Here is a 14,732-nt window from a genome sequence, read left to right on the forward strand (position 1 = left end):
CCGCCCAGCCGCACCTCGCAGGTCAAAGGGTGCAGGCCGGCCGGTGCTCAGGGTCTGGGCGGGAATGCCCTCGCCCGGCGCTATGGCTGCGGCACGGTCCGAAGGTGCTGGGCGGCTTCGGCGGAGGTGTAGGAGGAGGCGAAGGTGAACGCGCGGGGGGACGGCCCATTGGCGCGCAGGTCCGCCAGCCGCTCCAGGGCCTCACCGACGGTCGGGAGGTGACCGGCGGGAACCCACCAGAGCACCAGGTGTGCCTCGGCATGCCGTTCGAACCATTCGCGGCGCCGCCGCATCACCTCCAGGTGTCCGCTGCGGTAGGTGAAGTCCCACAGCGCCTCCTGCGTCTCCCACACCGTCAGGTTGACGATGACGTCCTCGCCCGCCGGGCGCAGAGCGGTCGCGTCGGCCGCGCCTTCCTCCACGAGCCGCCACACGAAGCCGGGCGCGCCGTCGGCGGCGGCGTTGACCGGGTCGAGCATCTCGACGAACGGCGCCATGCGCGGATCGTCGAGGGGGTGGAGGAGCGTGGCGACGTTGAGCTGGGCGAGGTGGGCAGCATGCACCGATGGAGTCATGGCCACATCCCAGCACGGGGCTCCCTTCTAAGTCAATCCAGATTGAATTTAGAAGTCTCGACCACCACGCAGCACTCCCCCGGCCGGGCGTCCATGCGGGCGCGGACAGGACCGTCCGTGCCGAGCAGCCCCTCCAACAGCGCCAGATTCATGCCGCATACGAGCGGCGGGAAGCGTTCGGCAACGGCGTGGAAGGGGCAGTTGCGCATACGCACGACCGGGGCGGCTTCCCCGGGCGCCCCGGCACCTTCGGTGCCCTGGATGCCCGCAGCGGGCTCCAGGTACGGTTCGTAGCCGCGGGCGGCCAGCATCACCACGGCCTCTTCGAGGCCGCCGCAGGGCGCCGCCGCGCCGCGCAGGGCCTCGCCCCGGCGGCGCGCGGCCGCGTAGAGCCCGGCATCGAGCCCGGCCTGCTCGGCGGCCTCGGCCAGCAATTCGGCGGCGGTGCGGTAGTCGCGGGCGGGCAAGGACACGGCCCGTTCGGTCCGCGCCCGCGTGTAGACCTTGGCGGGACGGCCCGCTCCAGGCCCCGAGCGGCCCGTCAGGCGTCGGCTGCCGCACTCCAGCAGGCCGGCATCGGTCAGCTTGTCCAGGTGGTGCGCGGCCAGCGTGCGCCCCACCCCGGCCGCCTCGGCGGCCTCGTTGCGGCCGACCTCACGGCGCTGCGCCACCACGTACTCGTACAGACGGCGCCGGACCGGATCCTGCAGCGCCGCGATCGCGTCGATGTCCTCCATCCGGCCATTCTAGGAACAACGCAGGTACGAGATAGAAGGGCGGGACGCAGCCCGCCGGGCTGTGGCGGCGGTACACGGCACCGGAGCCGGGCGGAGCCGGAGAGCGGGTCGACAGCCAACCGGACAGCGGCTGCCGACGGCGCAGCGCTGGTGGTCCAGCCATCCGCCTCTCCTCACCGGCCGGTCGCAGCACCCGCTCGGCCTCGACCGGATCGTCGAGCAGTCGGTTGTGCGCCGACATCCGGGATCGGTCCGCAGGCTCACAGCCGAGGGAGACCGCCTCTTCGCCCTGCTCGGTGATCGGGAACCGGACATGCCGCCCGTCCGGAACCCCGCCACCGGCCACTACGCGCCTGTTGCCGACCGGCAGGAGCGGGCCTGGGGCACCGGGGAAGGAGCCGCCGACGGCGGGCCGGTCGTCCGGTGGCGTCAGGACGTTCCGTGTCCGCGGCAGCTGTCCTGGTACGGCAGTCCCGGGGCGTATGTCGCCCACTCCTCGCGGTCGAGCCCTCGGCCCGCCAGCCTGCAGGCCGTGCCGATGGGGTCGGCGCTGAGGGCCGGGAGGGACGCCAGGTCCCAGATCCGGGCCGTGTTGTCGCCACGGGCGATGACGGCGAGGCGGCCGTCGGGGCTGAAGGCGAGAGGCGTCAGTTCCTCGGTGGGATCGGAGATCCTGGCAGCGACGTGGCTCCGGCGGAGGTCGCCGATGTCCGCGAGCACAACATCACCGGATCCGCTCGTGGCGGCCAGCAGGTTGCTGCCGGGGTGGAAGAGAGGAGCGACGGTGACGTTCCATTCGTCGCCGCTCACCCGGCCGACCGGCCGGCTCGGGTCGGAGGCGCTGATGTCCGTGATGGTCACCTCGTTTGTCCCGACGGACGTTCTGGCCATCAGGCGCTTGTCGACGGAGAGGCCCGATCCCATGGGGATGGTCCTCAGCTCCCCGTTCGGGCCGAAGTCGACGCGCGATGACGGGTAGCCCTCGGTCGTACGCACCTGTCTGGGCCGTCTCGGGTCCGTCAGGTCCCAGGTGGCGGTCCACCCCTTGGAGAAGAGCGTCTCGGCACCGTTGGCCGCCAGAGTGGTTCCACGGGGGCTGAGACTGACGTGCATCTCGTAGCCCGCGGCGCCGCGGGCGATGACGGACAACGTGCGCGGCCGGGCGGGCGTGGTGATGTCCCAGAGCGTGATCCGCCCCCTGCGGTCGGCACTGGCCAGAGTGGTACCGTCCGCGCTGACGGCGAGGGACTGGACGAAGGCCCCGAGGTCCATGGAGGCGAGGCGCTGGGGACGGCCCGGCTGCTTCATGCTCCACAGGACGACCTTCTGACCGACACCGGCGGTCGCCAGTGTTCTGCCGCCGTGCGTGAAGACGGCCGAGCCGATGAAGCCGTCGTCGGCGATGGTGGCCAGTGCCCGGGGACGGCCCCGAGGCGTCAGGCGCCAGCGGATGACCGACCGATCGTCGACGGAAGTGAGGGTGTCGTCCCTCCTGCCGAAGACGAGGGCGCCGGGCGTGTCCTGGTGCCCGCGCAGTGTCGTCTCCTTCCTCGGCTTCGTCGGGTCCGCGATGTTCCACACGGTGATCGACTCGTCGAACGAGGCCACGGCCAGCTTCGTCCCGGCGGGGTTGAACGCGAAGGCCGTGACGAAGTCCTTGTGGGTCGTCCACACCGCCTGCCGCCTCGGCCGGGACGGGTCGGTGACGTTCCACAGGACGACCCTGTCGCCGCTGCTCTCCGTGGCGAGGAGCCGGCCGTCCGGGCTGAACGCCGTTTGCTCCTTGACACGGTCGAGGCGCGCCAGCCGGCGCGGCCGCGCGGGCGTGGAGACGTCCCACAGAGTGGCTCCCGAGCTGTGGGTGACGGAGCTGCGGTCAGCCGGTTCCTCTTTGGCCTGAACCCTGCCCGTCGAGCTGACCAGAGCACCGCCCGGTTGTCGTAGACGCCCCGTTCCACGGCGATCCGCCGTGGAACGCCGTCGGCGGAGAGCCGCCACAGCACCAGGGACCGGTGCGAGGCGGGATTGCCGGATTCTCCCCATCCGGCGGCCGCCAGGAGGTCGCCCCGGGGGCTGAACGCCACCGCCGCGGGGTCTCCTTGGAGCCCCTCGACCCGCAGGACGGCCGTACGGCGCGGATGCTCGCGGTCGGCGAGCGACCACAGCATGACGACTCCGCCGTCACAGGCGGCGGCGAGGGTACGGGCGTCGGTACTGAACGCCACGCGCGCCTGGGAACGCTCCGTGCACCCGGACAGGGCGGCGAGCCGCCTGCGGCGCGCGGCGTCCGACACGTCCCACAGCACGACCTCGTCGTCGTCAGCGCCGGCCTGGGTCCGGCCATCGCCACTCAGCACGGAGTTCCGCACATCGCTGTCACCGGTGGAGCTGCCGCCGTAGCCGGTCTCCGCCAGCGTGCCGAACACGGCGCCCCGCGACTCCGCGGACGGGCGCAACCGGTGCGCGGCGAGCCCGAGCCGCAGCGACAGGCGGGGGTCCTTCGTGCGCTGATTCTCCGCCTCGGCCTCCAGCGCCCGCACCGTACCCAGCAGCCGCTGCCGCACCGCACTGTCCCGTTGCCGGTCCGCTTCGGCTCGCTGCTGCTCGGCGACCCCCCGTTGCCGGTCGGCTTCCGTAGACTCCCGCACGGCATATCCCGTCGCCACCAGCGCCAGGCACAGGCCCATCAGGGCGGACCGGAAGCGCCAGGTGAGACGCCTGTTGAGCCGGCTCTGCGCCTGGCGCCTGGCCAGGTCGGCGTCGAGGCTCGCCTCCACGAACTCCCGCTCGGCCCGCGGCAGGCGGTCGCCGTCGAGGAGCTCCAGCGCGACGTCCAGCTTGATCCCGGTCAGCAGGAAGTCCGTGTGCCTGCCGGCCTCGGCCCACTGCTCGGCGCTGTCCGCCAGCCGTTGCCGCTGTACGAGGTGCTCCCTGTCCTCCTCGGCCCACGCCCGCAGCCGTGGCCAGGCCACCAGCAGTGCCTCGTGCGCTATCTGGGTGTGGTCCTGGTCCACGGTGATCAGCCTGGCCGCGGCCAGTCGTTCGCGTACGGACCGGGTCGCGGCCCGCCGTGAGGCCGGCAGCCCGTCGAGCAGGCTCCCGACGGGGACCCGGCGGCGCACCACCACCCCGTCGTCGGTCACGTGGACCAGGCGGAGCAGCAGTTCGCGGAGGGCGTTCCGCCCGGTCTGGTCGAGCTCGTCGTACAGCCGGTCGGTCGTCGTGGTGACCGCATGCCAGATGCCGCCCGTGGCCTCGTACCCGGCGAGGGTGAGCATGGCTCCGCTGCGCCGCAGCCAGGTCTCGCGCAGGGCGTGGGCCAGGAAGGGCAGGGCGGCGTCGCGGCCGTGTCCGCCCTCGCCGTGGCGCAGGTCGTGGAGCAGGCGATCGGTCAGTCCCGGTTCCAGGGTCAGACCGGCAGTCCGGGCGGGGCGTTCGACGGCGGTGCGCAGAGCGTCGTCGTCCATGGGCCGTACGTTGAACAGGCCGTGGTCGAGCGCGCGGGCGAGTCCCGGATGGGTGAGGCAGTCGCCGTAGTGGTCGCCGCGCAGGCCGACAACCACGCGTGGCGGCTCGCCGGTTGCCTCCGGGGTCGTCAGAACGTCGATGAAGCGAGAACGCTCCTCCGCGTCCGTGCAGCGGGTGAAGACCTCCTCGAACTGGTCGACGACGAGCAGTCCGATCGGCTTCCGACCGGGCAGAGGCCCCGGCAGCCGGCCTGCGGACATGGCGCGGTGCACGTCGTCCGCCGGCCGCCCGGTGGCTCTGGACCACACTTCGGCCAGCGCCTTCAGCGGATGCGGGCCCGGTGCCGGGAGCAGGACGGGCGGCCACGGCGTACCGGCGCGCCCGGAGGGCTCGGCTCGGCGGTGATCCAGGCCGGCCAGGAGCCCGGCGGTGAGCAGTGACGTCTTGCCCACACCGGACTGTCCGACGAGCACCACCGGCGCGGTGGGGCCGGCCTCCCGCACCCGCCGGCTGTCGCACACGACGTCCAGGAGCAGCCGGACGAGGTCCTCGCGGCCGAAGAAGTGCCGTGCCTGCGTGGTCCCGAACGGCTCCATCCCGGGGTACGGGCAGGGCACGTCGGCCGGCGGCTCGGAGCGGGGACGCGGCTCGGCGTAGGCACGGTTGCGGGTCAGCCGCAGGGAGCCCAGGGTGCCCTCGCTCTGCCGCCAGGGGCGGATCGGTCCGCCCTGGAAGGAGCGTTCGAGTGCTTCGTGCAGCCCGTCCAGCGTGAGCCAGGGCTGGCCTGCGGGGTCGCCCTCGCCGAGCAGTTCTATCAGCCGCCCGCCGAACAGGGTGTGCCTGCGGCCCTCGGGCGCGTACGACAGGTCGTACCAGGAAGCGGAACTGAGCAGGTAGCTCCCGCCGGGGCGGGTCACGAGGAAGGGGGGCGGGCCCTGCGCCTGTCCTCCTGGAGCCTTTGCCCGCCCCGAGTAGCAGCAGTCGAGGATGACGACACTGCCGCCCGGCGCCTCGGTGAGCAGGTTCCTGACCGTGCTGTACGGCACTGCCTCGGAGATCCGGTCCGGCGACCGGCTGGCCCGGGTGGCCAGGTACAGCTCGTCGGCGGGGCCGAGGATGCCATGGCCGGCATAGAACAGCAGTATGGGTCCGTCCACCTCCCGTACCGCTCCTTCGAGTGCCGCGACGACATCCCCCTGGGTGGCGTCCGCGGGCACGTGGTGCACTCGGTTTCCGAGGCCGCAGGTGTCCCTCAGGATGGTCCCGAGGTCGTCGAGGGTGGCGGTGACGGCTGGCAGGGCGGGCAACTCGGAACCGGGGACGTGCTCAGGCGTGCCGATGAGAATCGCGTGCGCCCCCAGCGCCAGCAGATCACCGGCGGAGTCGGTCCCGTCGGGGGCGGTGTGCGGCGGCCGCACCGCCCTACTCCTGCTCGGGGGCGCCCTCGTCCAGCGCGGCGGTGATCTCGCGGATGAGCTCCGCGCGCTGCTGGGCGGTCAGGTTCCTGATCCGTGTCGAGGTGACGGTGATCTGGGTGCCGTCGGAGCGGGTGACGGTGACCGTGCACTCGGTCCGGCGGGCGGCCAGCCAGGTGACCAGCCCTGCGGCGAACGTCGTGAGGACCCCGCCCGGTTCGAGGAAAGCGAGCAGCGCGTCGGCGGGCAGGCCCATGGCGCCGGGCGGCAGCGTGCTCGGGCCGTCGGCGCGGATCCGTCCGCGCAGCTCCGGCTCGGTGGCCAGGCGACGCCTGAGGTCATGCACCCCGCCGTCCGCGGCCGTGTCTTCGACGCTGATCCCCACCCGTAACTCCGTCACGCCCATACGCTGCCCACCGAGGGCGCCTCTCACCCCTCGGTTCGGCAAGCGGCCGACCGGTCCGCTCGGTCCCCTCGGGCCACGCCCGGCACAACGCCACGCGTGGCAGGGGAGCACGCGGACCCCTGCAGGTTTACGACAGGACACGGGACGGCGGCACGCCGGGACGCTCTTCCACGGCATCGGGACCGCCCGGCAGGGACGGTGGCCTGCAGCCCACGGACGCCGACGACACGACGGCGGCACCCGCATCGGGCGGTCCACCTCCCGGGGGTACGACACGGCCCGGCACCGGCGCGGCAGATGGCGGGTGGACGCCGACCAGCCGACGGCGAGACGGCAGGACGCCGGGGCGGGCGGGACGGGCAGGACCGGCAGGACCGGCGGCACGGGCGGGACGGGCGCGACGGGCGGGACGGGCGGGACGGCAGAGAGACGGCAAGCAACGGCCGCCGGAAGACGGCGCTCCACGACAGCCGTTCTGGTCCACTGCCCTGAACTGGACGCCCTTACCGGCCACGTCCGCGCCTTCGCCCAGATGCTCACGGAGCGCGAGGGCCAACGGTTGCCGCAGTGGCTCGATGCCGTCCGGCGAGACGACCTCCCCAGCCTCCACATACTCGCCGCCTGGCATCGACCGTGACCGCGATGCCGTCATCGCCGGCCTCACCCTGCCCTGGAGCTCAGGCGTCGTCGAAGGCCACATCAACCGAATCAAGATGCTCAAACGCCAAATGTTCGGCCGGGCCGGCATTCATCTCCTCCGCAAGCGCGTCCTGCACTACTCGTAAAGCGCAGGTCAGACAACTGTGCGTGGCCGGTTGGACTTCCCCCGTCCGCAGCCGTCCGACGGGGAGCCAACCGGCCACGGGATCGGTGACGGCCAGTGACTTGGTTCGGCTCGTCATCCATCTTGTCCGAGGGTTCCCGCGACGGCCGGACCAAGATCGGCGGGGAGGTGGCACACCGCCAGGGCGACGACTTCCTCGGCTGTGGCTGCCTCGCCGAGAACATCGTCGGAGAGCGGATGCTCCTTCAAGCGGAATGGCCTGCCATGGTGTGACGGGACGATGGCCACCTCGATGCGGAATGGGTACCCAGTGCAGGAGCTGAAGCCGAGCGTCCAGTGGCTGGAAAACACATAGAGCTGCCGCAGCCGCGGTTCGGCATGAGCCGCTTCCACGAGTTCGCCGAACCCTGTGAAATCCGGTTCCTCAGCCGCCTGCTCCCGCATCGTGCGCCACTGAAGCTCCACCACCGCGGCCGGACCGCGTTCGTGAGCCTCAGCGCGCTCGCTGGAGCGCAGAAACGACAGCTCCGCCCGCAGCTCCCGCAGGCTCCTGCCCCGCCCCCACGCCGCCCCGGCCCTGACGACATCCGCCAAGTCGGGCGTGGCTCCCGTGATGAGTTCGACTCCGCCACTCCAGCCGGAGACACCGAACCGACGGCTCTCCGCCCCGATGCGAACGGATAGCGGCTTGCGCTCAGGGACCGACGAGGCGATGCCGGCCGAAACGAGCGGGCCCCAGTCGCCGGGCACCACTGTGAGATCGACACCGAGTTCGGCCGCCAGCTGCTCCAGCGCTGCGGCCAGGCTGCCCGCAGCAACCAGATCAGGGTAAAGGTCAGAGTCCACCTCCACATTCTGCCGTCGTGACGCCACCAAGAGAACGGCGATCAGGCTTCGCAGCAATGGCCGTGGGCATGTGTCTCCGAGTTTCTGTTGCTCACGGCCGGGGGAGCCATAGACATCACATTCAGTTAGCCCCCACGGAAAGTGAGCCAGAACCGCTACCCGTGAACAAAGCCAGACGGGGGTCTCTCGCGGCCGTCGAGCGCGTCGCGCACAACGGCCAGGAGCACGCGGTCAAGCTCGGGCTGATCAACCAGTGCAGCCGGCGCGAGGCGGTGACAGCGGCGGCGTGGTGGCGAGGCGCCCTGGTGGCGCGGCAACAGCGGGTGGCGGACGGCCAGCAGCCCGGCGCGCGCAACAACTGCCCTGCGGCGGTCCGGACAGACGCGGCGCCGCAACGGCCAAGCGTGGCGAGACCTGGTTCGAAGGGGCCGCGAGCGACACCCCCGGGCGGACGGTGCTCCCCCGGACCCGAGCGGCGGTCGGCGCGGGCTGGACAACGGCCGGCATGGCTCGCGGTCCCGCCCCGGCCACTGGGCAGTCGACGACTTCCAGGCGGAGCCCGTCCCTCACGGTGAGCGGGACCATCCCCGCCCGGTCGTCCGGCTGGTGAAGGGACCAAGGCCGCCGCGTCGGGGGGCGCGCCGGAGCCGCGTGAGGTGGGTGAGATGCGTGCCTGGCGACAAGTAGCCGAGGCGACTGCATACCGGCTTGGCGCTCCCGGCCTCGGAAATGTGTATCGGAGAGGCATGGCCCTCCAGCCCGAAAGGACCGACGATGCGTCGAATCGCACAAGCAGCAGCGATCATGATGGCGTGCATCGGTGTCGTCATCGGCACCGCTGCCACTGCACGAGCCGTACCCGCCCACTTCTGCGTTCTCGGCGGTGGACACATCGGAGTGGGCTTTGACGGCCGCCCGGTGTGCGTCGGCGGCACCTACGACGGCGAGCCGATCGACAACGTCCGGAGCCGACCCGCGCGCGTGTGATCGGCGACCCGATCAGGCGCCGGAACGGCGAAGGCGGCCGACGCGGACGGGCCTCTCACCCGGGCGGAGCCGTAGGGTGCAACGGGCCGGGTACGGCGACGCCCAACGGCACAGCGGTACAGCTGACGACGGCACCCCAGCACCCCGGCGCTGCTGGACCGCGACGGCCGAACTCTTGTCGAAGCCGAACAGGCGGCCCACTGATGGGCGGGCCAGCCTAAGCGCGGCGAGTCCTCACTGCGCGCCCGCCACAGATCCTCTGGGACTCCAGCCGCCACCCTCGGGGACGACGGTCCAGGTACGCCCAGGCCTTCGCTTCCCCCCGGCCTCGGCCAGCAGGTCGGCCATCTGCCGCCATGCCGCTCGCGTACCACCACGGAGAGCGTCCGCCTCACTCATTCGGGACTTCCAGGGGGGTGCGGCATTGGGCATCCTCGGACAGTTGGTAGCGCACACCGGTGAGCGTCTCGGACAGCTCCCACAGCCGACGGGCGGTGGTGGCGTCACGGATGGCGCGCTCCCGGGTGCGCTGAACGGGCTCTCCCCGCAGCTGCAGCGGCCCGTCGGGCACGATGTACGCTCCGCCCGGCAGGTCGGGGACGGTCGCGGCGTACAGGGAGGTCTTGGCGCCCATCGGGGTCGGGCGGAAGGCGACGCGGAGCAACAGCCGGGTCGATGCTGCGTAGAGTCGACCGCGGTTGACGTTGGCGCCGCCGGTGAGGACGTTGGTGCGAGTGAGGCCCGGGGCGACGGCCATGCTGCGCAGCCTCAAGCCGGCTGCATCGGCGCGGCGTTGCAGTTCGGTCGCGAAGTAGAGATTGGCGCGCTTGGACTGCAGGTAGGCGAACATCGCGCGGTAGCGGCGTTCGGCGTTGAGGTTGTCCGGGTCGAAGCGGGCGAACCGCTGGCCCTCGCTGCTGACCGTGACCACCCGCGGAACGGGCGAGGCGAGCAGATGGGGCAGCATCAACCCGGTCAGGGCGAAGGTGCCCAGGTGGTTGATCCCGAACTGCGACTCGAAGCCATCTGCGGTCCGGGCGAACGGCACCATCGCCACGCCGGCGTTGTTGACCAGCAGGTCGAGCCGGTCATGGTCCCAGTCGTCGGCGAACTTGCGTATGGAGGCAAGATCGGCCAGGTCGAGGAGGCGCACCTCGGCGCGGGCCTCGGGCGCCCGGGCGAGCAGCCGGTCCAGGGCGGCCTGGCCTCGTTGGGGACTGCGGCAGGCCAGCACGACGTGGGCGCCCCGTCGGGCGAGCGTCTCCGCTGTGATCCGGCCGATGCCGCTGTTGGCTCCGGTCACCACCACCAGGCGGCCGGTTTGGTCGGGGATGGAGTCGAGGGTCCATTTACGGGAAGCGCTGGGCATGGCTTTCCTTCTCAGCTCTCGGTCGAGGCGTCCGGTACGCAGCTGTCCGGCACTCGCCTCATCGCAACTCCAAGTTGCGATATCCTGGAGCCTGGCACGTGATCGACCACTAGCGCAACCAGGAGTTGCAATGGAGCTGGGTTCCCCCGGTCCTGCCCGCCCGGTCGGGCGCGGCCGCAAGGCACAGGCGGCGGTCCGCGCCGCCACCCTTGCCGAGTTGCTGGACCGGGGCTATGCCGAACTGACCGTCGAGGGCGTGGCCCAGCGGGCCGGGGTGCACAAAACAACGGTCTACCGGCGCTGGAAGGATCGCGCGAGCCTGGTCGTGGACGCGCTTGCCGAGCACTTCGCCACCGACATCCCCACCCCGGACACCGGAGCCATCGAGACCGACCTGCAAGCCCTCGCGCGGGCGCTTGCGCACAGCATGACGGGCCCGGTGGGCAGAGCGGTGCAGACCGCGATGTACTCCGACGCAGGCCGACTGCCGGAGATCGCCGAGGCGCGGCAGCGGGTCTTCGCCGACCGGTTCCGGCGCGCCGAGCCGGTGGTCACCCGCGCCATCGAGCGAGGCGAACTCCCGGCGGGCACCGATCCGGTCGAGATGCTCAAGACGCTTGCCGCACCCATCTACTTCCGGTTGCTGGTCAGTGCCGATCCGATCGACGAGGGCACCGCCGACCAGGCCGTACGGATCACGCTCGCCGCCGCCCGCGCCGGCGCCCTGACACAGGGCTCCGCCGTAGCGGTCGGGGGGACCGAAGCGGACGCCGGTCAGGCATGAAGGCCAGCGGGCTCGCGCCACACGTACCGTGACTGATGCCGGAAGGACAAGCGGCAGCCCCAGCAGGTGGCGGGCGCTCCAGGCCGCGGGTGGTCAGCATGCGGGTACCGGCGTCATCCAGGGTAGTTGTGCAGCGCCGATGCACCATCTGCCAGGAGGTGCCGAAGACCGGTGGGAGCCGCCGCCAGGTGCACCCTGTCGTGGCAACCCAAATGATTGCCGCGAGTACTGCCCGGTCGTCAGCTGGCCGCCGGCTCCGCCCTGTGGACGCACTGGAGGCGTGGGAGCAACCTGCTGAAAGATCTCCCACAGCCCATCGGGCACCAGACGCTCCCCTATTCCCCTGCACGTGACGACGAACGAACACCGTCCGAGATTCGCAGTTACATGCTGTCGGGCGGGATGGGCGTGGCCTGGTGGTAGTACATCTGCCAGGTTGCGTCCGCGCCTTGCTTGCGCCAGAGCGAACTGCGCCGTGCCCGGTTTCCATCCAGCGTGGTCTCGTAGGTGAGGTGCACCAGCCCGGGGGCCAGCAGGACACCGGTGAATTTTGAGGGCTCGTAGCGCGGACCGCCTTCTACCGCACCGTCCATCTTGGGCATCGAGGCAAGTATCTCGTCATACGTCCACCGCCGCCCCGAAGCGCCGACTTCTACGAAGTCCGGGTCCAGTAGTTGCTGGGCAAGCGAGCGTGATATGCGCACCTTGGGGTCCATGAGGCGCAGCTCGCCTGCGATCGCTTCGCGTACCTCATCCGTCTCTCGGCTCATGCAGGCATCTTTTCTCAGGTGCCCAAGACCGTCGCAACCGAGTTACCACGCGGAGCACAGCTCGGCTTCAGGGCCGACTGGGCCCATCGAGACGACTCCTTGGTCGTCGAATTCGAAACCCGAAGTCTCCGCACGGGCAATGATGTCGCGCACTGCCTCGGGGCTTGTGACGACCACCACGGCCCCGCAGCCCGGACAAGAATGCGGCCACCACGGCACGCCAACGGCACAGCACCGCCACGGCGGCGAACGGTAGCAGCAACACAGACGCCCGTCCCGCGCTCCCGACGCCGCCGCCGTTGGGGCTCCCGCTGCACACCCCTTGCCCACAGGACCCGGCACTCTGGCGGGTGTCGAAGCAGCAGCGGCACGGTACGAGTGGCTGCGTAGGTCAGAAGCCGGAACGGTTGTCGGTAGATTCCGAGAACGTCCACGGGCGGGCACCCCTGAAAATGTCGGTGAGAAGTAGGGACAGGCTGGCGCCCTTGTCTCGCGGTCTCGGTGCCGGAGCCCGGGCCACCGGGTTCGTCCGTGAGGGAGGATCCCCTCATGGACAGAGTCGTTGATCTTGACGAGGTGGCTGCGGTCCTGGCTGGACGGACAGTGGGCTGGGAGTCGGCCGGCCTCGAAGTGAGCCAGGTGACCTGGAGGGATGCCGAGGCGTCGTGGCCCCAGCCTCTGGAGACTGACCGAGCTCGTGTGCATGACCCCGACTCGGTTGGCGTGGTCATCTCCGGGCCGGGGGACGCGGAGCTGTCGGTTGTGCTGTTCCGTGGCGGCTGGGCCGATGTGGACTTCATCGCCAACCTTGACGACGCTCGTTGCCTGCCGGCGTCGGGCATCACCTCGGCGTCGGACTTCGGGACCCGAATGGATCAGTGGGTCACTCATGTCTTCGGGAGCCTCGACAGCGGTCGATGAGGGCTGCGTCGCCTTGGCTCACATGACCACCTGCTGTTCAGCGTGAGCGCAGGTGGTGGCGAGGCGGTAGGAGTCGGTGCCGGTCTCGATAATGTGGCCGCCGAAAGTGAGGCGGTCGGCGATGACCGCGCAGAGGCGAGGGTCGGTAAAGGTCTTGGTCCAGCCGGAGAACGACTCGTTCGAGCCGATGACCACGCTGTTCTTCTCCTCGCGTAGTGCTGTGACCGCTATGGTTCGCCGGGTTGAGAGGGAGGACCGGGGTGTTCGTGGAGATCGTCTTCGTGGGGCTGCCGATCGACCGTGATGAGATCGAGGAGGCGTTGGAAGCGGCGTTCGAGCTCGATGGCGAGGTCACGGGCGCGGGCAGCGGTATGGGTCGTTGCCATCTTGACCTTGAAATCGCAGAGGGCTCGGACACGACCGCGGCCCTGGAGCGGCTCCGGGCTGTGCTGTCCGACCTGGGAGTCGCGGACTGCGCGACCTTGAACGTCAGCGAGTGATCAGGCTGCCATCCGTGCTCGTCCACCCCAGCGGATGCCCTTCTCGCTGCGGATCCGGGCGCGTTCGCGGCGTTCGGCCGCCAGGACATCTCGGTGGCGGGCGTTGGCGTTGCGCCAGCGTAGATAGGAGTGCAGAGCCCTGGTCTGGATCGTGTGGTTGGGGTGGTTCGAGCTGGCGATGGTGAACTGCCGCAGTGGTCCGAAGTGGGCCCCGATTGGATTCGCCCAGGACGCGTAGGTCGGGGTGAAGCACAGTTCGACCCGGTGTTTCTTCGCCCAGCGGCGGATCTTCTCGCCTTTATGGGCGGACAGGTTGTCCAAGATCACGTAGATGGGTGCGCCGTCCGGCCGGGCTGCGCGGATCGATCTGAGTGCGGCCAGGGTGTTGGCGGCGCCCTTCTTTCGCCGGTTGACGCCCCACAGAGTGTCGTCGCCGACCGAGTAGCAGCCGTGGAAGTAGCGGACCCGTGGGTGCGGTGGTAGGTCGCGGGGTGCCGCTCGGGGTGACCGGCGGCGGCCCAGCCCGAACCGCCGATCGGCCGGATACCCAGCGGCCCGAACTCGTCGAACGCGAAGACTCGGTCGGGGAAGCGGTCCAGGACGTGCTCGATCTGGTCGAGCTTGGCGTCGCGCTCGGGATCGGGCGACTCCTTCCAGGTCTTCATGCGCTGGAAGGTGACGCCGCGGCGGGCGAGCAGGCATCGTAAGGCCTCGTGGCCGATGCGGATCACCCGGCCGTGGACCCGGTGCAGGTAGATGACGAGCTTGCGGATGGACCAACGGGTGAATGGCTGGCCGAGCTTGGTCGGTCGGGTGGTGGCCGTCGCGACGATGAAGTCCTCGTCGTCAGGGCTGAGCTGGCGGGGACGGCCTCCCGCCCAGCGAGGGTCCAGGCAGGCCAGGCCGATCTCGTTGAAGCGGTGGATCACGTCGCGGACGGTGTCCTCGTCGGCTTGGACCAGCTGGGCGATGACCGGGACGCCGTTCCCGCTGGCGGAGGCCAGCAGCATCATCGCGCGCCGGTAGCGCACCGAATTGGTGCTGCCCCGGCGCACGATCTGCTGCAGCTTCTGCCCTTCCCTGTCGGTCAGTCTGCGCACACGGACAGGCTCGGCCACCGCACCTCCACCGGTCGGCTCGGACGTCACCGCACATCCAACCGCCCCAACC

General features: G+C 70.8%; 14 protein-coding genes and 3 pseudogenes. 5 read left to right on the forward strand and 12 right to left on the reverse strand.

Annotated features, from left to right (window positions below):
• Positions 1-80: 80 nt before the first annotated feature.
• From IH00_RS0129755 to IH00_RS43495, 6 genes and pseudogenes are all read right to left on the reverse strand, one after another.
• Positions 81-575, reverse strand: a complete 495-nt coding sequence (locus tag IH00_RS0129755) for a DUF3291 domain-containing protein (protein ID WP_031079006.1) — start codon at positions 573-575, stop codon at positions 81-83.
• 32 nt (positions 576-607) lie between these two features.
• Positions 608-1,312, reverse strand: coding sequence for a helix-turn-helix transcriptional regulator (locus IH00_RS0129760; protein WP_031079008.1), 705 nt, complete (start codon positions 1,310-1,312; stop codon positions 608-610).
• Positions 1,313-1,741: 429 nt separating this feature from the next.
• A complete protein-coding gene (locus IH00_RS45510) occupies positions 1,742-2,920 on the reverse strand; it encodes a WD40 repeat domain-containing protein (protein ID WP_031079010.1) in 1,179 nt (392 codons plus the stop codon).
• A 12-nt stretch (positions 2,921-2,932) separates the two neighbouring features.
• A pseudogene (locus tag IH00_RS45515) lies at positions 2,933-3,355 on the reverse strand (WD40 repeat domain-containing protein); the annotation flags it as partial.
• A gap of 830 nt (positions 3,356-4,185) precedes the next feature.
• Positions 4,186-6,198 (reverse strand): annotated as a pseudogene (locus IH00_RS45520) (caspase, EACC1-associated type); the annotation flags it as partial.
• Between the two features lie 4 nt (positions 6,199-6,202).
• Positions 6,203-6,595 (reverse strand): effector-associated constant component EACC1, encoded by a 393-nt coding sequence (locus IH00_RS43495; RefSeq protein ID WP_199819834.1) that lies wholly within the window; start codon positions 6,593-6,595, stop codon positions 6,203-6,205.
• 581 nt (positions 6,596-7,176) lie between these two features.
• Here IH00_RS43495 and IH00_RS39600 point away from each other — a divergent pair.
• The gene (locus IH00_RS39600) at positions 7,177-7,386 is read left to right on the forward strand and encodes an ISL3 family transposase (protein ID WP_063835452.1); all 210 of its coding nucleotides are present in this window, start codon (positions 7,177-7,179) and stop codon (positions 7,384-7,386) included.
• 113 nt (positions 7,387-7,499) lie between these two features.
• Here the strand turns inward: IH00_RS39600 and IH00_RS0129790 are convergent, their stop codons facing one another.
• A complete protein-coding gene (locus IH00_RS0129790) occupies positions 7,500-8,231 on the reverse strand; it encodes a DUF6193 family natural product biosynthesis protein (RefSeq protein WP_234335004.1) in 732 nt (243 codons plus the stop codon).
• Between the two features lie 774 nt (positions 8,232-9,005).
• On the opposite strand from IH00_RS0129790, the gene IH00_RS42940 reads away from it, so the two are divergent.
• Positions 9,006-9,218 (forward strand): hypothetical protein, encoded by a 213-nt coding sequence (locus IH00_RS42940; RefSeq protein WP_158827975.1) that lies wholly within the window; start codon positions 9,006-9,008, stop codon positions 9,216-9,218.
• 391 nt (positions 9,219-9,609) lie between these two features.
• On the opposite strand, the gene IH00_RS0129800 is transcribed toward IH00_RS42940, so the two are convergent.
• On the reverse strand, positions 9,610-10,587 hold the full coding sequence (locus IH00_RS0129800) for an oxidoreductase (protein ID WP_052411724.1): 978 nt from the start codon (positions 10,585-10,587) through the stop codon (positions 9,610-9,612).
• A 130-nt stretch (positions 10,588-10,717) separates the two neighbouring features.
• Between IH00_RS0129800 and IH00_RS0129805 the strand changes: the two genes are divergently transcribed.
• Entirely contained in the window at positions 10,718-11,371 is a 654-nt protein-coding gene (locus tag IH00_RS0129805; RefSeq protein WP_052411725.1) for a TetR/AcrR family transcriptional regulator, read from the forward strand.
• Here IH00_RS0129805 and IH00_RS45525 read toward each other — a convergent pair.
• Together IH00_RS45525 and IH00_RS0129810 are read right to left on the reverse strand one after the other, a co-directional pair.
• Positions 11,283-11,861 (reverse strand): transposase, encoded by a 579-nt coding sequence (locus IH00_RS45525; RefSeq protein ID WP_107064542.1) that lies wholly within the window; start codon positions 11,859-11,861, stop codon positions 11,283-11,285. The genes IH00_RS0129805 and IH00_RS45525 overlap by 89 nt on opposite strands.
• Positions 11,755-12,141, reverse strand: coding sequence for a nuclear transport factor 2 family protein (locus IH00_RS0129810; protein WP_031079020.1), 387 nt, complete (start codon positions 12,139-12,141; stop codon positions 11,755-11,757). Before IH00_RS0129810 ends, IH00_RS45525 begins: the two co-directional genes overlap by 107 nt.
• A gap of 549 nt (positions 12,142-12,690) precedes the next feature.
• On the opposite strand from IH00_RS0129810, the gene IH00_RS0129815 reads away from it, so the two are divergent.
• Positions 12,691-13,062 (forward strand): hypothetical protein, encoded by a 372-nt coding sequence (locus IH00_RS0129815; protein ID WP_031079021.1) that lies wholly within the window; start codon positions 12,691-12,693, stop codon positions 13,060-13,062.
• Positions 13,063-13,080: 18 nt separating this feature from the next.
• Here IH00_RS0129815 and IH00_RS0129820 read toward each other — a convergent pair whose 3' ends face one another.
• Entirely contained in the window at positions 13,081-13,293 is a 213-nt protein-coding gene (locus IH00_RS0129820) for an ATP-binding protein (RefSeq protein ID WP_031079023.1), read from the reverse strand.
• Between the two features lie 29 nt (positions 13,294-13,322).
• Here IH00_RS0129820 and IH00_RS0129825 point away from each other — a divergent pair, with 29 nt between their 5' ends.
• Positions 13,323-13,562, forward strand: a complete 240-nt coding sequence (locus tag IH00_RS0129825) for a hypothetical protein (protein WP_031079025.1) — start codon at positions 13,323-13,325, stop codon at positions 13,560-13,562.
• Here the strand turns inward: IH00_RS0129825 and IH00_RS37835 are convergent.
• Positions 13,563-14,680, reverse strand: a pseudogene (locus IH00_RS37835) (IS630 family transposase).
• Positions 14,681-14,732: the final 52 nt, after the last annotated feature.

It is taken from the genome of Streptomyces sp. NRRL S-118 (assembly GCF_000716335.1).
GTDB lineage: Bacteria > Actinomycetota > Actinomycetes > Streptomycetales > Streptomycetaceae > Streptomyces.